General features: G+C 70.4%; 11 protein-coding genes and 1 pseudogene. 7 read left to right on the top strand and 5 right to left on the bottom strand.

Annotated features, from left to right (window positions below; translation table 11 throughout):
• The first annotated feature begins 26 nt into the window (after positions 1-26).
• The gene (locus tag G6048_RS02445) at positions 27-806 is read left to right on the top strand and encodes a pyrimidine reductase family protein (protein WP_165337725.1); all 780 of its coding nucleotides are present in this window, start codon (positions 27-29) and stop codon (positions 804-806) included.
• 253 nt (positions 807-1059) lie between these two features.
• Here G6048_RS02445 and G6048_RS02450 read toward each other — a convergent pair.
• Together G6048_RS02450 and G6048_RS02455 are read right to left on the bottom strand one after the other, a co-directional pair.
• Positions 1060-1335: pseudogene (locus G6048_RS02450) on the bottom strand (glycosyl hydrolase family 65 protein); the annotation flags it as partial.
• A 33-nt stretch (positions 1336-1368) separates the two neighbouring features.
• The gene (locus G6048_RS02455; protein ID WP_165337727.1) at positions 1369-1827 is read right to left on the bottom strand and encodes an RrF2 family transcriptional regulator; all 459 of its coding nucleotides are present in this window, start codon (positions 1825-1827) and stop codon (positions 1369-1371) included.
• A 117-nt stretch (positions 1828-1944) separates the two neighbouring features.
• Between G6048_RS02455 and G6048_RS02460 the strand changes: the two genes are divergently transcribed.
• The 3 genes from G6048_RS02460 (at position 1945) to G6048_RS49155 (ending at position 12147) form a co-directional block, all read left to right on the top strand.
• Positions 1945-10158 (top strand): type I polyketide synthase, encoded by an 8214-nt coding sequence (locus G6048_RS02460; RefSeq protein ID WP_165337728.1) that lies wholly within the window; start codon positions 1945-1947, stop codon positions 10156-10158.
• 26 nt (positions 10159-10184) lie between these two features.
• Positions 10185-11699: a tryptophan 7-halogenase gene (locus G6048_RS02465; RefSeq protein WP_165337729.1), complete on the top strand. Its 1515-nt coding sequence runs from the start codon at positions 10185-10187 to the stop codon at positions 11697-11699.
• A 79-nt stretch (positions 11700-11778) separates the two neighbouring features.
• Positions 11779-12147 (top strand): hypothetical protein, encoded by a 369-nt coding sequence (locus tag G6048_RS49155; RefSeq protein WP_235989429.1) that lies wholly within the window; start codon positions 11779-11781, stop codon positions 12145-12147.
• Between the two features lies 1 nt (position 12148).
• Here the strand turns inward: G6048_RS49155 and G6048_RS02475 are convergent, their stop codons facing one another.
• Positions 12149-12997, bottom strand: coding sequence for a helix-turn-helix transcriptional regulator (locus tag G6048_RS02475; protein WP_165337730.1), 849 nt, complete (start codon positions 12995-12997; stop codon positions 12149-12151).
• Between the two features lie 137 nt (positions 12998-13134).
• Between G6048_RS02475 and G6048_RS02480 the strand changes: the two genes are divergently transcribed.
• Positions 13135-13914: an NAD(P)H-dependent oxidoreductase gene (locus tag G6048_RS02480; RefSeq protein ID WP_165337731.1), complete on the top strand. Its 780-nt coding sequence runs from the start codon at positions 13135-13137 to the stop codon at positions 13912-13914.
• Between the two features lie 24 nt (positions 13915-13938).
• Here G6048_RS02480 and G6048_RS02485 read toward each other — a convergent pair whose 3' ends face one another.
• The gene (locus tag G6048_RS02485) at positions 13939-15741 is read right to left on the bottom strand and encodes a glycoside hydrolase family 15 protein (protein WP_165337732.1); all 1803 of its coding nucleotides are present in this window, start codon (positions 15739-15741) and stop codon (positions 13939-13941) included.
• 441 nt (positions 15742-16182) lie between these two features.
• Between G6048_RS02485 and G6048_RS02490 the strand changes: the two genes are divergently transcribed.
• The gene (locus G6048_RS02490; protein ID WP_165337733.1) at positions 16183-17268 is read left to right on the top strand and encodes a glycosyltransferase; all 1086 of its coding nucleotides are present in this window, start codon (positions 16183-16185) and stop codon (positions 17266-17268) included.
• A 128-nt stretch (positions 17269-17396) separates the two neighbouring features.
• Here G6048_RS02490 and G6048_RS02495 read toward each other — a convergent pair whose 3' ends face one another.
• Positions 17397-18587, bottom strand: coding sequence for an MFS transporter (locus G6048_RS02495; RefSeq protein ID WP_165337734.1), 1191 nt, complete (start codon positions 18585-18587; stop codon positions 17397-17399).
• 309 nt (positions 18588-18896) lie between these two features.
• Between G6048_RS02495 and G6048_RS02500 the strand changes: the two genes are divergently transcribed.
• On the top strand, positions 18897-22154 hold the full coding sequence (locus G6048_RS02500; RefSeq protein ID WP_165337735.1) for an EAL domain-containing protein: 3258 nt from the start codon (positions 18897-18899) through the stop codon (positions 22152-22154).
• Positions 22155-22166: the final 12 nt, after the last annotated feature.

Raw genomic sequence — 22166 nt, forward strand, 5'->3', positions numbered from 1 at the left:
AGATTTGTATAAGAGACAGCCCCGGGATGGGGGACGGGGCTGCTGGTGGTGCGGGCGTTGGCTCCGGCTCCGGTGACCGCGAGTGGAGCCTCGACGAGCTTGCCTCGGCGTACGCGTACCCCGAGGCCGGCCCCGGCGGCCGTGAGCCCTGGCTGCGCGCCAACATGGTGTCGACGCTCGACGGGGCCGCCCAGCACGAGGGGCTTTCGCTGCCCATTTCCAGTGCCACCGACAGGCGGATCTTCGGTACGTTGCGGGGGCTCGCAGACGTGGTGCTCGTGGGCGCGGAAACGGTACGCCAGGAGGGTTACCGTCCGGCACGCGCGCGTGAGGGCTTCGCGACGCTCCGCGAGGCGGCCGGACACGGTCCTGCGCCCGCCATTGCTGTGGTGAGCGCCAGCCTGGACCTGGACTTCTCGTTGCCGCTCTTCACCTCGCCGCTGGTGCCCACGCTGCTGCTGACCGGTGCCGCCGCGGCTCCCGACCGGGTCGCCACGGTCGAGAAAGCGGGCGTCCAGGTGGTGATCGCAGGGGACGGCATGGGCGTGGACCCTGCCCGGGCCGTACGCGCTCTCGCGGGCCTCGGCCACACCCGGCTGCTCACGGAGGGCGGCCCCCGGCTACTCGGTCAGCTCATGGCGGCCGGAGTGCTGGACGAGCTGTGTCTGACCATATCCCCGATGCTCACCGCGGGGGACGCGCAGCGCATTGCCGGTGGGCCCTCGGTCGCCGTTCCGAAGCGCTTCGAACTCGTGTCCCTCTTGGAGGAGGCCGGGTTCCTGTTCAGCCGATACCGTCGGACCTAGTCGAGCCTTAAAGCGGACGCTGCATCCGAAGGTGGGTGTCGTAGCCGGAAATGGTCGGAACACTTCGTTCCGTTTGGCTTCTGTTGGGCACACTGAATCTCGCAATCCCCGTGTTTCCACGGGATCCGGGGTTGCCCGCGGAGGAGTCAGGGCCCGTAGGTCAGCGGACGCGTTGATCCTCGCTCTGCGTAATCGATTTGGCCGTCAGTGGGGAACCCAACTGGCCATGGTGTCGGGCACCCGAACCCAACCATCACTCCGAGAGCACCAGTCGCCCCGTTTCCCCGGGCTGCAGGCACACCGTGCAGTCCTGCAGCCGTACGTCGATCGGTGAGGCGTCGGACGACGGCACCTCGATCTGTAGCTCTCGCTCCAGGCGCAGCCGTACGCCCCAGTGCCCCTGGTAGCGCAGGGCGAAGCCGTACGAGGACAGCTCCGGCAGCGACACCAGGTCGAGCCACAGTGCACCGCTCCGTGTCTCCCGGCTGGTCAGTCCACGCTGGACGAAGTCCAGGGTTCCTGCTCGGGCCCTGCGCCGTGCGACCTGCACGTCTCACACGGTCTAGGGATTCGTCCAAGCCCCAGGGTCCTCGGCAAGACCCACGACCTCGTCGGGCAGCTTCGCCGCGGCTACATCGGCCAGGGTGACCTCGCCGAGGATCTTCCGGACGTTGGCGCGTACCGCGATCCACAGCGGCAGCAGCGATTCCGCGGGACCGCAGTAGGAGAGCTCGGGCGGGCGCACGCCCCGTACGGACACCAGCGGTCCGTCCGCGACCCGGATCACGTCCGCGATGGCGATCGAGTCGGCGGGGCGGGCGAGCCGGTAGCCGCCTTTGCCGCCTCGCTGGCTGACCACGAGTCCGCCTCGGCGCAGGTCGCCCAGAATGCCCTCCAGGAATTTGTGCGGGATGCCCTGCGCCTGGGCGATCGCCTCGGCCTTGACCGACGTGTCCTCACCTGCCGCCGCCAGCTCCAACGCCGCCCGTACCGCATAGTCCGCCTTCGCCGAGATCCGCATGCCGCGATTATCCGCCACGGCCGCGCCCGATGCCTTCTCGATCTCCGCGCCGTCCGCCGCATAGGCTCAACATGATTGTCAGGCAAGGATATTGGCGGCATCGGGAGAGTCAGGAACATGAGGCACGACGAGCTGATCCGGCCGCTGCCGGAGTTGTTGAAGACGCACGCCGAGGAATCGGGGGAACGTGTCGCCTTCGCCGACTCCTTACGCAGCGTCACCTACGCCGAGCTGGAACGGCGCACCGGCAGGCTGGCCGCGCACCTCGCCCGGACGGGCGTCGGCCGCGGCGACCGGGTCGCCTTCTGCCTGGGCAACCGCGTGGAGATGGTGGAGAGTTGCCTCGCCGCTGTCCGGGCGGGAGCGATCGGCGTCCCGCTCAATCCCCGGTGCTCCGACTCCGAGCTCGCCCATTTCCTCCAGGACAGCGGCGCTTCCGTCGTCGTCACCGACTCCGCTCACCTCGCGCAGTTGCACCGCCTGGGTCCCGCGTACCGCCGACTGCGCGTCCTGCTCACCGGTACGGGACCGGTCCCCGCGGACGCCCCCGACGGCACGGTCCTCTTCCAGAGCGCGGCCGAGGACGACGAGCCCGGCCAGGCGCCGCGGGACGATCTCGGGCTCGACGAGCCGGCCTGGATGCTCTACACCTCCGGCACCACCCACCGCCCCAAGGGGGTGGTGTCCACGCAGCGCAGCGCCCTGTGGTCGGTGGCGGCCTGCTACGCGCCGATCTTCGGGCTCTCGCCCGAGGACCGGCTGCTCTGGCCACTGCCGCTGTTCCACAGCTTCGGCCACTCCCTCGCGATCCTGGGTGTCACCGCCGTCGGTGCGAGCGCCAGGATCGCCGACGAACTCCTGCCGCCCGGCGGCCTGTTGCGAGCACTCGACGCACCGCCGGAGGAGCTCGGCGGTCCCTTCACCGTCCTGGCCGGGGTGCCCGCGACATACCACCAGCTGGTGGCGTCGGCCGGACAGGCCCCGGCATCCCCAACAGGGTTGCGGACGTGCGTCGTGGCGGGCGCACCGAGTTCCCCGTCGTTGCGCCGGGCGGTCGAGAAGGCGCTGGGGGCGCCGCTGCTCGACGCGTACGGCAGCACCGAGACCTGCGGCATGATCGCCGTGAACCGACCGGAGGGTCCCCGCGTCGAGGGTTCCTGTGGAGCACCGGTCCCGGGCGTGGATGTGCGGGTCGTCGACCCTGGCACGGGCAACGATGTCAGGGACGGCGCCGAGGGTGAGATCTGGGTGCGCGGGCCGGGCCTCATGTCCGGGTATCACAACCAGCCGGAGGCGACGGCCGCCGCGCTGAAGGACGGCTGGTACCGCACCGGGGACCTCGGCCGCCGCGTCGAGCACGGGCATCTCGTCCTCACCGGCCGGGTCAGCGAACTGATCATCCGCGGTGGCGAGAACATCCACCCCACGGAGGTCGAAGAGGTCCTGCTGCGCTGTCCCGGCGTGACCGACGCCGTGGTGGTGGGCATGCCGCATGACGTCCTCGGTGAGGTGCCGGTCGCCTTCCTCGTCCCCGGCCCGGACGGGATCGACCATCAGCGGGTACTGGCCGACTGCCGCGCCCGGCTGTCCGACTACAAGGTTCCCGCCGAGATCCACGAGATCGCCGCCGTCCCGCGCACCGCGTCCGGCAAGATCGCCCGTCACGCGGTCGTCCCGGGCCTGGCCCGGCCCGCACCCGACGTCCGCTTCACCCCCGCTTCCCTGACGGCTGCCCCGGCCGACGGATCCCTGCGCGACCGGCTCCTGCCTCTCTCACGCGAGGCACAGGAACGTGCCCTGCGCGAGACGGTACTCACCGAGACGGCCGCGGTCTGCGGACAAGAACCGTACGACCGGCACGACGCGGACAGCCCCTTCACCGATCTCGGGCTGACGTCCATCGGCGCCCTCACGCTGATCGACCGCCTGAGCGCACGGGCCGGACTGCGCCTGCCGACGACGCTGGTCTTCGACCACCCCACACCGGCCGACGTGGCCCGCTTCCTGCGGGACGCCCTCTTCTCCCCCGAGACCAGCCGCCACGCCCCGCCTCTCCAGGATCCCGGACCGGACAGTGACGACCCCGTGGTGATCGTCGCGATGGGCTGCCGCTATCCCGGCGACGTCAACTCCCCCGAAGAACTATGGCAGTTGGTGTCGGAAGGCAAGGACGCGATCTCGGAGTTCCCCGCCGATCGGGGCTGGGATCCGGCAGCGCTGTACGACCCGGATCCCGACCGGATCGGCACCACGTACACCCGCAGCGGCGGATTCCTGCACCGGGCCGCGGAGTTCGACGCGGGGCTGTTCGGGATCTCGCCCCGTGAGGCGCTGGCCATGGACCCGCAGCAGCGGCTGCTCCTCGAGACCTCTTGGGAGGTCTGGGAGCGGGCCGGAATCGACCCGGCGTCGCTGAAGGAGAGCGACACGGGGGTGTTCGTCGGGGTGATGTACGGCGACTACTCCGCCCGGTTCACCCGCTCCCACGAACTGGAGGCGCATCTGGGCCTGGGCTCGGCCGGCAGCGTGGCCTCCGGCCGGATCTCGTACGCGTACGGCTTGCGTGGTCCCGCGATCACGGTCGACACCGCGTGCTCCTCCTCGCTGGTGGCGCTGCACTGGGCGGCGAGGGCGCTGCGCTCGGGTGAGTGTTCACTGGCCCTGGCCGGCGGCGTCACCGTGATGTCGACGCCGAGGCCGTTCCTGGCGTTCAGCAGGCAGCGCGGCCTCTCCCCCGACGGCCGCTGCAAGTCGTTCTCGTCGTCGGCGGACGGTACCGCCTGGGGCGAAGGCGCGGGACTGGTGCTGCTGGAGCGGCTGTCCGACGCCCGGCGCAACGGTCACCCGGTGCTGGCCGTGCTCCGCGGTTCCGCGGTCAACTCCGACGGCGCGTCCAACGGACTGACGGCGCCCAACGGGCAGGCACAGCAGCGGCTGATCAGGCAGGCGCTGGCCGATGCCGGACTCCGCACGGGCGACGTGGACGCGGTCGAGGCCCATGGCACGGGGACCACGCTGGGTGACCCCCTCGAAGCACAGGCGCTGCTGGCCACGTACGGCCAGGGACGGACCGAAGAGCAGCCGCCGCTGTGGCTGGGATCGGTCAAGTCCAACCTCGGGCACACCCAGGCGGCAGCGGGGGTCGCCGGCGTGATCAAGATGGTGCAGGCCATGCGGCACGGTGAGCTGCCCCGCACCTTGCATGTGGAGACGCCGACCCCGCATGCGGACTGGTCTTCCGGCCGGGTGGAACTGCTCACGTCGACCCGGCCGTGGCCGTGGCCGTCGGCGGACCGGCCGCGCCGCGCCGGGGTATCGGCCTTCGGGATCGGCGGGACCAACGCGCACGTGATCCTGGAGGAGCCCCCGCCGTCACCAGGCGGACCGGTCTCCGAGAAGGAGCTGCCGTACGACGGTGATGTGCCGCACGGCAGTGACGTGCCGTACGACGGTGAAGTTCCGCACGACAGTGACGTGCCGTATGGCGGTGCGGTGCCCTGGCTGGTCTCCGGAGCCGACGAAGCGGCCCTGCGCGCCCAGGCGCGACGGCTGGCAGCCGCGGTGGAGACCCGGCCCGAACTGTCCTGCGCCGGCGTCGGGTTCACGCTGGCCGTGTCACGGTCGGGATTGACCCACCGGGCGACGGTGCCGGCCGGGGACCGGGCGCGGATGCTTCAAGAGCTGCGGGCACTCGGTGGCGGCACGGACGGTGGCGCGGTGAGCGGCATCGCGAATCCGGCTATCCGGACGGCATTCCTGTTCACCGGCCAGGGAGCTCAACGCGCCGGTATGGGACAGGAGTTGCATAGGACGTTCCCCGTCTTCGCCACGGCCTTCGACGACGTCTGCCGGGAGCTGGACCAGCATCTCGAACGACCGCTGCGTACGGCGATGTTCGCCGAGCAGGATTCGCCCGAGGCCGCCCTGCTCGACCGTACGGACTTCACTCAGGCCGCTCTGCTCGCCCTTGAGGTCGCACTGTTCCGGCTGCTGGAGTCATGGGGCGTGCGGGCCGACTTCCTGGCCGGACACTCCGTGGGGGAATTGGCGGCGGCCCACGTCGCCGGCGTCCTGGACCTGGCCGACGCCGCGGCGCTCGTCGCCGCCCGCGGCCGGCTGATGCAGGCACTGCCCGAGGGCGGGGCGATGGTCGCCCTGCACGTGGCCGAGGAGGAGGTCCTGCCCGCGCTGGCGGACGTCGGGGACCAGGTGGCGATCGCCTCCGTGAACGGGCCGGAGTCGGTGGTGATCTCCGGCGCGGAGGACGCCGTACTCGCCGTCGCGGCCGGGTTCGAGGCGCGCGGACACAGGACCGTACGCCTGCGCGTCAGCCACGCCTTCCACTCGCCTTTGATAGAGCCGATGCTCGACGAGTTCCGCCGGGTCGCCGAAGGGCTGACCTTCCGGCCGCCGCGGATCCCGCTGATCTCCGCCGTGACGGGGCGGCAGGCGGACGCCGAGGAGCTGTGCTCCCCCGAGTACTGGGTGCGGCACGCCCGCCTGCCGGTGCGGTTCGCCGACGCCGTGCGGTGCCTGGACGACGAGGGGGTTTCCGCCTTTCTGGAGCTCGGGCCCGGTCCGGTGCTCACGGCGATGGCCGAGGAGTGCCTGACCGTCGCGGACGGTGGTGTCGCCGGAGAGTGCGTCGCGGCCACACGGGGCGGTGAGCGGGAAACGGCGACGTTGCTGTCCGCCGTGGCCCGGCTGCACGTACGTGGGATGAAGGTCAACTGGCCGACGGTGTACGCGAACACCGGGGAGCGACGGGTCGACCTGCCGACGTACGCCTTCCAACGGCAGCGGTACTGGCTGGACGTACCGCACACCCCCGAGACAACGGCCGACGCCCACCTGCTCGGCCCGGCATTCGCGGTACCGGGCACCGACCGGACCGTGCTCTCCGGGCTCCTCTCCACCGCGCACCATCCCTGGCTCGCCGACCATGTGATCGCCGGGACGGTCCTCGTACCCGCGACGGTGTTCGTGGAGATGGCCGTCCGGGCGGGCGATGCGGTCGGCTGCGACATGCTGGACGAACTCGTGGTCCTGGCACCGCTCGTTCTGCCCGCCACGACGGGGATACGCGTCCAGGTCGTCGTGGGGGCGGCGGACGAATCCGGCCGCCGCCCGGTCGAGATCTACTCCCGGCCCGAGGAATCCGCGGCAGAAGGACCGGAGGCCGACTGGACCCGGCATGTCACCGGGTTGCTGGGCCGGGCAGCGCCCCAGGGGACGGAGAGCGGGCTGACGACCTGGCCGCCGCAGGGCGCCGCCGAAGTGGACCTCTCCGACGCGTACGACACCCTGGCGGAAGACGGTTTCGCCTACGGACCGGCCTTCCGGGGCGTACGGGCGATATGGCGGCGCGGCGAGGAACTCTTCGCGGAGGTACGGCTCCCCGAGCCGCAGACGGCGGACGCCCATCGCTTCGGGATGCATCCGGCGCTGCTGGACGCGGCACTGCACACCGTCCTGCTCGCCGACCCCGAACCCGGTGCGGTCCGGGTGCCGTTCGCGTGGAACGGGGTACGTCTGCACGCAGCCGGAGCCTCGGAGCTGCGCGTACGAGTCGCCAAGGCCGGGACGGACACGGTCACGCTGACGCTGGCCGACCCGGAAGGCCACCCGGTGGCGCGGATCGATTCACTCTCCACTCGCGAACTGCCCGTCGACCAGGGCCACTTGGCGGACGACGCGGTACGACGCGCCCTGCTGCGCCCCGACTGGGTCGCCGTCGAGCCGCCCACGGATACGGACACGGACACGGACACGGACAACGGAGTCTGGACGGTCCTCGGCCCGGACGAGCTGGACCTCGGCGAGTTCCTCCCCGACATCGCGGACACAGACTCCACGGCATCCGAACCGGACGTCGTGGCCGTCACGGCACTCGGCCCGGCGACGGATTCCGATCAGCTGTCCGCCGTACACCACCTCACCGGCAGGGTGCTTCAGACCCTGCAGAACTGGCAGGACGATCCGCGGACCGCGGGGTCACGGATGGTGGTGGTGACGAGGGACGCCACCGCGCCCGTGCCGGACCTGGCAGGCGCCGCGGTCTGGGGGCTGGTGCGTACGGCGCAGTCGGAACTGCCCGGCCGCGTCGTCCTGGTCGACGTGGACGGCCGGCCCGAATCCCTGCGACTGCTTCCCGCGGCGGTGGCCACGGGCGAACCCCAACTGTCCGTCCGGGCAGGGCGGATGACCGTTCCACGACTGGTCGGGGCGGCCACAGAGGGCCAGGACACCGGAGGCGGCGCGTTCGGTCCGGACGGCACCGTGCTGATCACCGGGGGCACCGGCGCACTGGGCGGCGAAGTGGCCCGGCACCTGGTCACCGCGCATGGCGTACGGCATCTGCTGCTGACCGGTCGTCGCGGCGCGCAGGCCCCCGGAGCCGAGGAACTGCGCACCGTACTGGAGGAGTTGGGGGCCGAGGTCCGAATCGTCGCCTGCGACGCGGCCGACCGCGCCGCGCTGGCCGAGATGATCAAGAGCTGCGAGCCCCCGCTGACCGCCGTCGTGCACGCCGCGGGCGTCCTCGACGACGGCGTACTGGCCGCGCTGACCCCCGAACGGATGGCGGCGGTACTGCGGCCGAAGGCAGACGCGGCCTGGAACCTCCACGAACTGACCCGGGATCTGGACCTGTCGGCGTTCGTCCTGTTCTCCTCGGCGTCGGGCCTGCTGGGCCGGGCCGGCCAGGGCAACTACGCGGCGGCGAACTCCTTCCTGGACGCACTCGCCCGCCATCGCACCGCACTCGGGCTGCCTGCCGTCTCCCTGGCCTGGGGCCTGTGGGAGCACGGCGGCGGCATGGCCGCCCAGCTCGCAGAGAGCGGACAGTCCTCGACCTCCCGCTCCCGCGACGGGTTCCGGGCGCTCTCCCCGGCGCAGGGCCTGGCCCTGTTCGACGCGGCGCTGGGCGCGGGAGAGCCCGTACTGGCCCCGATCCTGCTGGACCGGACAAGCCTCCGGTCCGCCGGGGACGGCCTCCCGCCACTGCTGCGAGGGCTGGGGCGCCCGGTCCGGCCGACGGCTGGCGGATCCCATCGAGGTTCCGATCCCGGAACCGGCTCCGCACAGCAGGTGCTGGAACCGGGAGCGTGGCGGAATCTGCTGGCCGGGCTGCCGGCCGACGAACGACAGGCGGCGCTCGCGGAATTGCTGCGCGATGACGTGGCCGCGGTGCTCGGATACCCCGACGCCGCCGCACTGCCGACCGGGAAAACCTTCGCCGACTTGGGTTTCGACTCCCTGACGGCGGTTCAGGTCCGCAATCGGCTGAGCATGGCCCTGCGGCTCAGGCTGTCCGCCGCCGCGGTGTTCGAGCACCCCACAGCGGAGGGACTGGCCCGGCATCTCCTCGGCCTGCTGGACGATTCGCTGCCTGCGCCGGAGCCGGAGCGGCACACGCCGGAGCCGCACACGCACACCCTCTCCTCGCTGTTCCGGAAGGTCAGCGAGAGCGGTCACGCGGTGGCGGCGATGCACATGCTGGTCACCGCGTCCTATGCGCTGCCGACGTATGGTGCCGCCGCATGCCGCGATCACGCGCTACCTCCGATCCGCCGCGCCGGCGGAAGCGGCGACTCCGGCCGCCCGACGATCGTCTACTTCCCCGCCTATCACCCCTCGCCCCCGACGGAAGGCGGCGAACTCCCCCATTTCCACGGCCACTTCCAGGGCGATCTGGACGTCCTGGAATTCCCGCACCCCGGCATCGGTGCGGGCGCTGCGGTGCCGGAGGACCACGCGACGCTGGCTCGCACGCACGCCGAGACTGTGCTGCGGCATGTCGGGGACAGGCCCTTCGTGATCGTGGGAGGTTCCGCGGGCGGCAATGTCGCCCACACCGTGGCCCACCACCTGGAGAGCATCGGCATGGCTCCCGCCGGCCTCGTCCTGATCGACACGTACCACATCAACGCGGACAACACCGACAAGGAGTGGCTGGTCTCCCTGGCCGCCCCGGCAGTCCAGGTCCTCGGACAGCCCTCGTTCGCCGCGGACGACGACGGCGTACTGGCCGCGATGGGCGCCTACAACCGCATCTTCCTCGGCTGGGAACCCGAGCCGGTCGACACCCCCACGCTCCTGGTGCGCGCGATGGACCCCGCCCCGGCCATGGCGGCCTCTGCGGACGGGCGGAACGGGAACTGGCGGACGTCCTGGCCGCTGCCGCACGACTGCGTGGACGTGCCCGGCGACCACCTGACGATGATGCGGGAGCACGCCGGGACCACGGCGTCGGCCATCCGTACCTGGATCGCCCCACGTACGACGAGCTCACGCACGGCGAACTCAAGCACGGCGAAAGGAAACCGGTGAGTCTCTCGAAGCACACAGAGAGCAACATGGAGAGGAACACGGAGCGGAAGCCCGCGGAGGAGTACGACGTCATCGTCGTCGGAGGCGGTCCGGCCGGCGCGACGGTTTCGGCGGCCGTCGCCATGCGGGGCCACCGCGTACTCCTCGTCGAGCAGCACAGGTTCCCCAGGTACCAGATCGGGGAGTCGCTGCTCCCCTCCACCGTGCACGGCGTGTGCCGCATCCTGGGCGTCGAGGACGAGGTGGCGCGGGCGGGCTTCAAGCTCAAGCGCGGCGGCACCTTCCGCTGGGGACGGAACCGGGACCCGTGGCAGTTCTCCTTCGCACTGTCGCCCCGGCTGGCCGACCCGACCTCGTTCGCCTACCAGGTCGAACGGTCCCGGTTCGACGCGATCCTCCTGGACAACGCCCGCCGACTCGGTGTGGACGTACGGGAAGGCTGCCGCGTCACGACCGTGCTCGCCGACGAGGAGCGGGTCCGCGGCGTGAGCTGGACCGGCCCGGACGGCGGGACACGCGAGGCGAGGGCCCGGTACGTCGTGGACGCCTCCGGCAACGGCAGCAGGATCCACACGCATGTCGGCGGGAAGCGGACGTACTCCGACTTCTTCCGGAACATCGCGGTGTTCGGCTACTTCGCCGGCGGCAAGCGCCTGCCGGCACCGAACGACGGCAATATCTTCTGCGCGGCCTTCGACGAGGGCTGGATCTGGTACATCCCGCTCCGGGACGACCTGACGAGCGTGGGAGCGGTGGTGAGCCGGGAGAACGCGGCGGCGATCCAGCGGGACCCGGCGGCCGCGTGGCGCCGCCTGATCGACTCGTGCACCGAAGTCCGGGGCTTCGTCGACGGGGTCCCGCAGGCGACCGAGGCACCGTACGACCAGGTCCGGGTGCGCAGGGACTGGTCGTACTGGAAGTCCCGGCTGTGGAGGCCCGGCATGGTGCTGACCGGTGACGCGGCGTGCTTCGTCGACCCGGTCCTGTCCTCCGGTGTGCACCTCGCCACGTATGGCGCCCTGCTCGCGGCACGGTCGATCAACAGCGTCCTCGCCGGGACCGCCGGAACTCTGGACGAGGACCGCTGCTTCGACGAGTTCGAGGCCCGCTATCGCCACGAGTACGGCCTGTTCTACGAGTTCCTGGTCTCCTTCTACGACATGCACGAGGACGAGCGGTCGTACTTCTGGAAGGCACGCAAGGTCACCAACGTCGGCGCCACGGAACTGGAGGCGTTCGTCGAGCTGGTCGGCGGCCTGTCGTCCGGCGACGCGTCGCTCATCGCGCCCAGCCAGGCGGGCACCCGTCTGACGGCGGCCTCCTCGGCCCTCGACCAGGCGGTGGGCCGTCTCCCGGACTCCGACGGCCTGCGCAATCCCCTCTTCGAGTCCGCCAACATCCGTCAGGTCTTCCAAGAGGGCACGGTCCTGCAGGAACGGGGCGTCTTCGGCGGCCCCCTGGAGGACGAGGCACCCCTGTCTCCCGGCGGCCTGGTCGCGACGGAGGACGGTCTCGCGTGGGCGGATCCGGGCTCACGGTGATCCACGACGCTCCGGCGCGGTGCGTGCTGTGGCGGCGGAAGCCGGTGTTCCGGGGCCGCGCACCGTAGAACTGGGCCTCATGTCTGATCAGTGGCCGGCCCAACGCCCGGCGCCAAGGCCCTTGCCCGGTCCGCCCGGCGGGTACGGGCCGCCGCGGTACCAGGAGGTCAGTGCCGGGTACCGGCGTTGGGCCGGCGTCCTGCTCTGGCTCGCGATCGCCGTCGCGGGTCTCATGGTGGTGGCGTTCGTGGTCAGCATCGTCTTCCTGGTGAAGGCGGACGCGGACGTGGACAACGCCGCCCACGGCTATCTCGCGCTCTTCCTCTGGTTCGGGATCGCCGCCGCGATCCCGGTGCTGCTGGCGCTCGGTGTCCCCGCAATCGTCATGAAGCGGCATGTACGGCAGCAGGAGCGGCTGGGCCACGGTGGTTGGGCGTCGTTGAGTTGAGTTACTCGTGGACCTGAGCGTTCAGCGTGGGATGCGCGTCATCGCTGTCCGCGCCCAGGCCCGCGAGCAGGCGCAGCCCGTCCTCGGCGGGGCTGCCGGGGGCCGCGGACAGCACCAGCAGCTCCATGCCCGATCCGTCCGGTAGCGCGAAGTTCTCCTGGTGGAGTTCCAGCAATCCGACCAACGGGTGCCGGTACGCCTTGAGTCCATGCGTGCGGGCGCGCACGTCCGCGCGGGCCCAAAGGCGGCGGAAGCGCTCGCTGCCCATCGCCAGCTCGCCGATGAGCGAGGCCAGGCGTGGGTCCTCCGGGTATTTGCCGGCGGCCAGGCGCAGGTGCCCGACCACGTCGAGGGTGCATTTCTTCCAGTCCGCGTAAAGGCCGCGCTCGGACTCCTCGAGGAAGATGTGCCGGGCGGTGTTCAGGCCGGGCATCGCCCGACCGTAGAGGAGCCCGGCGAGGCGGTTCCCGGCGAGTACGTCCAGGCGGTGGTCCATGATCAGCGCGGGTGCGTCGGCGACCAGTTCGAGGACGCGCAGCAGCTCCGGCCGGATGCGCCCGCCCGGCGCCTTCGCGCGGCGGCGGCGCTGTCGGGCGAGCCGGTAGAGGTGCCCGCGTTCGGTCTCGTCGAGGCCGAGGACGCCGGCGAGCGCGTCGAGGACCTGCTCGGAGGGCTGGGTCGCGCGGCCCTGTTCCAGGCGTACGTAGTAGTCGACGCTGACTCCGGACAGGTGGGCGACCTCTTCCCGGCGCAGCCCTTCCACCCGGCGACGGCTGTCGGTGGGGATGCCGACGGCCGCCGGGTCGACCCGGGAACGCCGGGTCCGCAGGAAGCCCGCAAGATCGTCCATGCCTCCAGTATGGCCTCGGCGGTGCCCGTGAAGGTGGTCCTGCCGGTACCAGGAAGTCCCGTCCGATGGAAGAGGCGCCCCTGAACGCCGGGCGCCGCGGCGCCCAGGATCGAAGGCACCGATCCGAAGGAGTTCCCATGAAGACGCTGATCGTCTACGCCCACCCCGAGCCGAAGTCGCTCAACAGCTCGCTGAAGGACCTCGCGGTGTCCACATTGGAGACCGCCGGGCACGAGGTACGGGTGAGCGATCTGTACGCGATGAACTGGAAGGCGGTCGTGGACGCCGCGGACTACGGCCCCAACGCCTCAAGTCCGCTGAAGGTCGCCCTGGACTCGGGCGGGGCCTTCGACGCCGGGACGCTCACCCCGGACGTCCTCGCCGAGCAGGAGAAGCTGCTGTGGGCCGACACAATCATCTTCCAGTTCCCGCTGTGGTGGTACACGATGCCCGCGATCCTCAAAGGCTGGGTGGACCGGGTGTTCACCTACCACTTCGCGTACGGCGTCGGCGAACACAGCGACACCAAGTACGGCGAGCGCTTCGGCGAAGGCACCCTCGCGGGCAGGAAGGCCCTGCTGTCGGTGACCGCCGGCGGCCCGGAGTCGCATTACGCCGCTCGCGGGATCAACGGCCCCATCGACGATCTGCTGTTTCCGATCCACCACGGCATCCTCTACTACCCGGGCATCGAGGTGCTGCCTCCGTTCGTGCTGTACGGCACCGACCGGATGAGCGTCGAGGACTACCCGGACGTCGCCAAGGCATGGGAGCAGCGCCTGCTCACCCTGGAGTCGACCGAGCCGATCGCGTTCCGGCGGCAGAACTTCGGCGACTACGAGATCCCCTCGCTGCACCTGAAGGAGGGACTGGAGCCGACGGGCCGCACGGGTTTCGGGCTGCACGTGCGCGGCTGACCGCCGGCCCGATACCCCGAGCCCTTACACCGGCCGGCGCCGCGCCTCGCTGCGCGTGCCGTGCAGGGCGAAGGTGGTGTTGACGAGGCTGACGTGGCTGAACGCCTGGGGGGTGTTGCCGAGTTGGCGGTGGGCGACCGGGTCCCACTCCTCCGAGAGGAGCCCGACGTCGTTGCGGGTGTCCAGTACGCGCTCGAACACGGCGTCCGCCTCCTCGCGGCGGCCGGTCGCCCGGAGGGCGTCGGCGAACCACAAGGAGCAGACGAGGAAGGCTCCTTCACGGCCGCCGTCGGTGTAGCGCCGCAGGAAGCCGTGGTCGCCGAGGGTGCGGGCCACGGCCGACAGGGTGCCGTGGACCCGGGGGTCGTCGGGAGGCAGGAAGCCGAGCTTGGGCAGCAGCAGGGCGGACGCGTCGAGGTCGCGGGAGCCGTACGCCTGCACGAAGCTGTGCTGTTCGGCGTCCCAGCCCTCGCGGCACACCTCGTCGTGGATGGCCTGGCGCATCCCCCGCCAGCGCTCCGCCGAACTCCGCAGTCCCGCGATCCGCGCCATCCGCAGTGCCCGGTCCGCGGCGACCCAGGACATGATCCGGGAGTGCACGAAGTGCCGTGGCGGGCCGCGTACTTCCCACAGTCCCACGTCGGGTTCCCGCCAGTGCCGCTCCAGGTGGCCCATGAGCGAGGCGACGACGCTCCACATGTGGTGGTCGATGGGTATGCCCGCGCGCACCGCGGAGTAGATGGTGTTGAGCACCTCGCCGTAGACGTCGAGTTGGAGCTGGTCGGCGGCCGCGTTGCCGAAGCGGACGGGGCGGGAGCCCTCGTATCCGTCGAGCCAGCCGGCCGGTTTCTCGGGTAGCCTCCGCTGGCCTGACACCCCGTACGTCGGCTGGAGGTCGTCGGGTTGGCCGGCAACGGCGCGGACCAGCCAGTTCCGCCAGGCGACGGCTTCGTCGCGGTAGCCGGTGCGAAGGAGGCAGGACAGCGTGAAGGTGGAGTCACGGAGCCAGCAGAAGCGGTAGTCCCAATTGCGTTCCCCGCCGAGGCATTCGGGCAGTGAGGTGGTGACGGCGGCCACCATTCCTCCGGTGGGTGCGTAAATCAGTGCCTTGAGTGTGATGAGGGACCGGAGCACCGCGTCGCGCCAAGGGCCTTGATAGGTGCACTTCGCCGTCCACTGCTGCCAGAATTCCTGTGTTCCGGCGAGGAGTTCGGTGGTGTCCCCGCGTGGATTCCGCGGCATGTGGGAGGGGCTCCAGTCGAGGACGAATGCCCTTCGCTGTCCGGCCGAGAGCGTGAACGTCGAGTGAATACAGGAATCGCTGAGAGAGAAACACGATTCGTCGCCGCCGGATTGCGGAATTGCGTCGCATCGCACGAGGACGGCGTCGGGTCCGGCGACCGCGGTCACCGTGTGCGCGTCGACGCCCCGGGTCCAGGGCACCACCTGACCGTTGAGGAACCGTAGCCGCAGTTCCCCGCGCATCTCGACGCGGCCCGCGAGTCCTTCCACCAGGCGTACGAGACGGGGAACTCCCTGGCGGGGCGGCATGAAGTCGGTCACGCGCACGGCACCGTCCGCCGTCTGCCAGACCGTGTCCAGGATCAGCGTGTCACCCCGGTAGGCGCGGCGGTCACACCGTCGCGAGACAGCTTCGGCCGGGGCGATCCGCCAGCGGCCGTTGTCCTCGCCGCCGAGCAGTGCGGCGAAACAGGCGGGGGAATCGAATCGCGGCAGGCACATCCAGTCGATCGCCCCGTCCCTGCCGACCAGAGCGGCCGTCTCCAGGTCTCCGATGAGGGCGTAGTCCTCGATTCGACCTGCCATGACAAGAATTCTAGGAGACGAGACGCAGAAGGGCAGGAGGGGAAAGCTTGAAAGGGAACATGTGCGTTTGACGGGGCCCTGGTGCAGTGTTAAGGCTGTGGTAGCAGGGCATTCAGTTCCTTCGGCAGGACGTGTCGATGTCCCGATGGGCGAGCCGATTTCCGGCACGTGTGGTCTCGCACCCGCTACGGCGTGCGACGGACCGGCCTGTCTCCCCCGGCTCGCGGCGCTCCGGTTCTCCCTGCGCTGTCCACCCGCTGCGCCGGGCCTCGGATCGCATCGTCCGCACCCCGCTGCGCCGGTCGGCGCCGTGCCGGGCCCGGACAGCTCGGCGGCCCAGGCGTGCGCGTACGGCCTCCTCACGCACGGTCGGCGATCGCCGAGGGAGCGACGCGGGAGACGGAGCGGGCGACCAGGAGACATCATCCGCGGGGGGCTGCCATGGCAGCTGACGCCCGCAGACCCCGCGTACTGCTCCTCACCAGTGTCCCTCTCGACGTCGGGGACGGAGAAGAAGGCGAGCTGGCGCTGAGCCTCGCCCCGGCCATGCCGGAGGTGGACCACTTCTGGTTCCGGCGCGGGCGGGAGCCGGCCGCCGCCTGGCGTGGCCGCTCGGTGCCGAAGGTGTCGCGGAACGGCGCTCCCGGCCTGCCGGAGCGACTCCAAGTGGCGGCGGTCGGCGCCCGGTTGGCGCGGCGGGCCGATCTTGTGCACGCCGTGCTGTCCATCAGTCCCGGCTTCCCCGCGTTCTCCCGCCTCTGGCTCCCGCTGCTCCACGGGCGGCCGGTCCTGCACACGGTCCCCGGCGTCTGGGACCCGGCTCTGCTCGCGCGGTCCCGGCCCCTCGGCCCCACTGTGGCGCTGTCCGAGGTGACGGCCCGGGCGCTCGGCGCGGCGGGCTTCGGCAAGGTGCCGGTCATCGGTCCCATGATCGAGCCGGCGGAGTGGCAGTTGCGGCCCCGGTCGGTCAGGGATCCGCCGATCGTCCTGGCCACGGGCCATCACGACCCGGGCGGCGGTGCGTACGAGGCCATCGGCGCGGCGGCGGTCGCCGCTCGCGCGGGAGCCCGTTTTCAGCTGATCCTCGCCGTCCAGGGGCGCCCCGGACAGCACGTCGGCCGCTTGGAGCAGGCGCTGCGCTCGCGGGCGGCCCAGGAGGGACTTCACGCCAGCGAGGTGCTCGGCAGCGTGGAGGACCTGCCCGGGCTGCTGGCCGTCTCGGACATCGTGCTGCATCTCCCGCAGACTCTCGGCGGCCGGCCGGACGTCCCCTTCACCGTCCTCAAGGCCCTCGCGACCGGACGCCCCGTCATCATGAGCGACCTCCCCCAGTTCTCTCCACTGAAGGACGCCGTCCTGCGCGCCCCCGTCCCCCACCGCGCCGGCCATCTCCTGCTCCAGCTCCTGGACCGCCCCTGGTGGTGGGAGAAGCTCGCGGAACGCGGCCGCGCCACGGTCGAGGAACGCTTCGGTCCGGCACGGTTCAGGTCGGGGTACGCGGCGCTGTACCGGAACCTTCTGGCGTGAGCCGGGAGCCGAGGCCTGGTACTGCAGCCGCAGTCGCGGAATGTTCCTGACCTGTGGGAACGTTCCTCACGAGGTAGGAGCGTCGATTCCGGCTCACGGGACTGAATCCGCTGCTCGTGAGCTTCGGGTCACTGCGCCTCGGCGCGGGTCAGCCGTGGCAGGGCGAGGGAGACCGTCGAGGCGGCGAGCAGGGCCGCCGCGCAAGACACCTGGTAGCCCGCCGACGCCCCGGCCGTGTCGACGACCCACCCGGACGTGGCGTAGCCCAGCGCCACCCCGACGGAGAGGCCGGAGACGATCCAGGTGATGCTCTCGGTGAGCCGGGAGGCCGGCGTCAGGCGGCCCACCAGCCCCATCGTGGTGATCAGGATCGGCGCGATGGCCATGCCCGCCACGAAGAGCATCCCCGCCAGTGCCGCGAGACCCGGCGTGAACAGCAGCGGTGCCACCGTTACCGCCATCGCCCAGACGCTGACCAGCAAACGCCGCGTGATCGCCCCCCGTGGCCTGATCGCGCCGAAGACCGCGCCCGCCAGGCCCGAGCCGAACGCGTAAGCGCCCAGCAGCAGTCCGGAGAGCGCCTTGTCATGGTGGGCGTCGGTGAACGCCACGGTCACGACCTCCACCGAACCGAAGGACGCGCCCACCGACGTCACCGTCAGCACCAGCAGGCCGAGTCCCGGGATGCGTAGCGCCCATCCCCCGGCGCGTTGCGGCTCGGGGCGCACCGGCGGTTCCGTACGCCGCTGGGCGGCGAACAGCAGGACGCCGACGGCGAGCAGGATCGCGGCCGTCAACGGTCCGGCCTCGGCGCTGCCCCTGGTCGACAGCGTGATTGCCAGGATCGGGCCGAGGACGTAGACCACTTCGTCGAGCACCGACTCCAGCGAGTACGCGGTGTGCAGCAGCCGCGGTGACTCGCGGTGGATCTCCGACCAGCGGGACCTGACGAGCGCGCCCATGCTGGGCATGCAGCCCGCTGCCGCCGCCGCGACGTACAGCGTCCAGTCCGGGGTTGCGTACCGGGCGCACAGCAGCAGCGCGCAGATGGCGGCGACCGTCACAGCCGTCGCCGGGAGGACGATCCGGCGCTGGCCGTGACGGTCGACCAGCCGGGAGATCTGCGGTCCGATCGCCGCGGCGGCGAGCGTCTGCGCGGCGGATACCGAGCCGGCGAGCCAGTACTCACTGCCGAGCTGCGACAGCATGGTGACGATCCCGACGCCGATCATCGACTGCGGTAGGCGTGAAACGAAGCCTGCGGTGGAGAAGAGCAGACTGCCTGCAGGAGAGAAGATTCGGCGGTAATCGGAGAGCATGGACTCCACGCTCCGTCAGGAGCCGATCGTCACTGGGCGAATCCGGCCCGGTTACTGCGTCCTCCTTGCACTCCACTTTCACGCATGGCGCATTATCCCGCACGCGACGCGGTATCTCGCCTTGCACATGCGAGAAATGGCGCGCCGAGTTAGCTTGATGGAAGACACGTCGATGTCTCGGCGAGAAGGAGCCCGCATACTGGCGACCGCTTATAACGGCGACCGCGTATAGCGATGATCTTTTCACAGGCGACCGGGGCCGAGTCCGGGCCCCGCAGAATTCTCCTTTGCCAGCCCGATCCTACGGGCTTGTTCGCCGTCGCCCGGTGCCGTTCGCCCAGCTCGGTCCGCCCGACAAGTTGCCTTCCCAGGAGGTTAATTGGGATGAACGCGCGACTGCGAAGCCGGGCCGCAATGTCTGCTGTCAGCGCATGCATCGTCACGCTGACGGCCTTTTACTATATATTTCCGGAACAGCGGCTGATCTTCGTCGCCATTGGAGCGATCGGTGTCAGCGGTATTGTCTTGGGTGTCCTTCTCAACCGTCCCGAGCATCGTCTCCCCTGGCTGTTGCTCGCCGCGGGAAACGGCGCCTTCGCCGCGGGCCAGGCCGCCCAGATCATCCTCATCCAGTTGCTCAACGAGGAAGTCCCGTTCCCGTCGATCGCCGACGGCTTCTATCTCGTGGCGTATCCGCTCTATGCGGCCGGGCTGCTGGGCTTCGTGCACTGGCGCACGGGTTGGCGTGACCGTGCGAGCCTTGTCGACGCGCTGACGCTGACAGTCGGCCTGGCGCTGCTGTCGTGGCTGTTCCTCATTGATCCGTACGCCCGCCTCGAGGGTCTTACCTGGGTGCAGAAGACGTTCTCCATCGCCTATCCGCTCGGCGACATCCTCGTACTGGCGATGCTGCTGCGCCTGCTCGCCGGCCGTGGTGGCAAGAGCCGCTCGCTCATGCTGCTCACGGCGGGCACTGTCGGCCTGCTCACCGCCGACGTGGCTTACGGCCTTATTCAACTGAACGGGACCTGGCGCACGGGTACCGCGGTCGATCTCGGCTGGGCCGTCCTGTACGGTGCCTGGGCGGCCGCCGCGCTCGATCCGACCATGCGGTCGCTGACCCAGCCGGTGGCATGGCGCCCGGAGACCGGCACGGGCCGTCTGAGCCTGCTCACCCTGGCGTCGTTGATCGCGCCGGCCATCCTCCTGACGGAGGCGGTGCGCGGCGTGAGTTCCAACGTCGGCGTCATCGGAGTGTTCTCCGCCGTGCTCTTCCTCCTCGTGCTCTACCGTCTGGCGGGCGTGGTGGCGACCCACCGGCGGGCGGTCGGCCGGGAGAAGGTGTTGCGCAACGCGGTGTCGTCGCTGGGCGGAGCGGGCGATCTGCGGGACGTGACCGCCGCGGTGCACTCCGCGGTGACAGAGCTGGTGCCGCGGGGCCCACCGCGTTCCGCGCTGCTCACCGTCGTCCCGGACAACACACTCTGGGTGAACGGGGCGCACGGCGACGTACGCGGGCCGCTGTCCGCACCGGTGACCGCAGCCGTACGGGAACTGATCGCGTCCGGCGAGAACCGCCTGGTGGCCCTCGACGGTGTCGGGCCCGATCTTGCCACCCGCCTCACAGGCCCGGACGAAGAGCCGACCCGCACCAGCCATGCGCTGGTCTGCCCGCTCACCTCGCAGGATCACCCCTCTCGCGATCCGCTCATCGGGGCACTCATCGTGGCCGGAGACGAGCACAACCTCCTCGTGTTCCGCGACACGCTGGCGACTCTCGCCGCGCAGACGGCACTTGCCGTGGCAAGGGTCGCCCTCGCCGAGGAAGTCAACCGGCGCAACAGCGAGATGTACTTCCGCACACTGGTGCAGAACGCCTCCGACGTCATCCTGATCCTCGACGACGACGACCGGATCCGTTACGCCAGCCCCTCCGCCGACCAGGTGCTGGGCGTTCCGAACCTGGAAGGCGCCCAACTCGTCGATCTGGTGCCGACGCAGGACAGCCGCGCGGTGGTCGAGACGCTCGGCCGGATACGGAACCGCGAATACCAGACCAGGCGCGAGCACTGGCGCATGGTCCGCACCGACCGGGCGACCATCGAGGTCGAGGTGAGGTGGAGCGACCTGCGCGAGGAGGCCACCGTAGGCGGGGTGGTGCTCACCCTGCGGGACGTGACCGAACAGCGCAAGCTCGAACGCGAACTCACCCACCAGGCGTTCCACGACTCGCTCACCGGCCTGGCCAACCGCGTTCTCTTCCAGGAGCGGATCAACCACGCCCTCGTGCAGGCTCAGCGCGAGGGCACGGTGGTCGGCGTGCTCTTCATCGACGTGGACGACTTCAAGGTCGTCAACGACATACACGGCCACGGTGTGGGCGACGAACTCCTGGTCGCGCTGTCACTCCGGCTGCAGACCACCGTCCGTGCCTCCGACACCGCCGCACGCATCGGCGGCGACGAGTTCGCCCTGCTGGTGGAGGGCTCCGCCACGCCGGCGGGCGTAGAGCGGTTCACCGAACACGTGATGACCGTGTTCGCCGAGCCGTTCCGGCTCAGTGTGGGGCCGGTGACCACGTACGCCAGTGTCGGCGTCGCGACGACGGAGGACAGCATCGACTCCGTCGAACTGCTGACACACGCCGATCTCGCGCTGTACTCGGCGAAGACGGCGGGAAAGCGCCAGTGGCGCCGCTACCATCCGGAGCTGCAGAGCGGCATGGCCGAGCGTGCCAGGTTGCAGGCGGGCCTGGACAGTTCGTCGATCGAGACGTCGTTCATGGTGCTGTATCAGCCCATCGTGGAGCTGACCAGCGGGCGGATCGCCGGCTTCGAGGCGCTCGTTCGCTGGCCCCACTCAACTCGTGGCATGGTGCTGCCGGAGCAGTTCATCACGCTGGCCGAGGAGAGCGGTCAGATCGTCCCGCTCGGCGCCTGGGTGCTCGGCCAGGCAGCGGCCGAGACGGTCCGGTGGGAGGACTCCGTGCTGCGCGGCGGGACGGCCGACCGCAACGCCCCTTACGTCAGCGTGAACGTGTCACCGCGTCAGTTCCGGGACGAGGAGTTCTACAACGTGATCCGGCGCACTCTGGATCTCTCCGGCATCGAACCGTCGTCCCTCGTACTGGAACTGACCGAGAGTGTACTGATGTACAACGACGAACGTATCCTGGCCGAGATGAGTTCGCTCACCGACCTCGGTATCCGTATCGCGATTGACGACTTCGGAACGGGTTACTCGTCGCTGAGCTATCTACGTGAGTTCCCGATCTCGATACTCAAGATCGACAAGTCGTTCGTCGACGAACTGGGCCGCTCGCCCGAGCAGTACGCCCTGGTCGAAGGCATAACGCATCTCGCGGACACACTCGGTCTCACGGTGATCGCCGAAGGAGTGGAGGACGTGAGGCAGCAGGAGTCGCTGATCTCCATGGGCTGCCGGTTCGGCCAGGGGTACCTCTTCGCCGAGCCGGTCGGCGCCGAGGAGGCGGAGCACCTCGTCCTCGCGCCGCCGCTGGGCCGCTTGGCCGGATTGCCTGCGACACCCGCGGAAGGGACGCAGTGATGGCGGCGCCCC

This window comes from Streptomyces ureilyticus (assembly GCF_011045025.1).
In the GTDB taxonomy this organism is placed as follows: domain Bacteria; phylum Actinomycetota; class Actinomycetes; order Streptomycetales; family Streptomycetaceae; genus Streptomyces; species Streptomyces ureilyticus.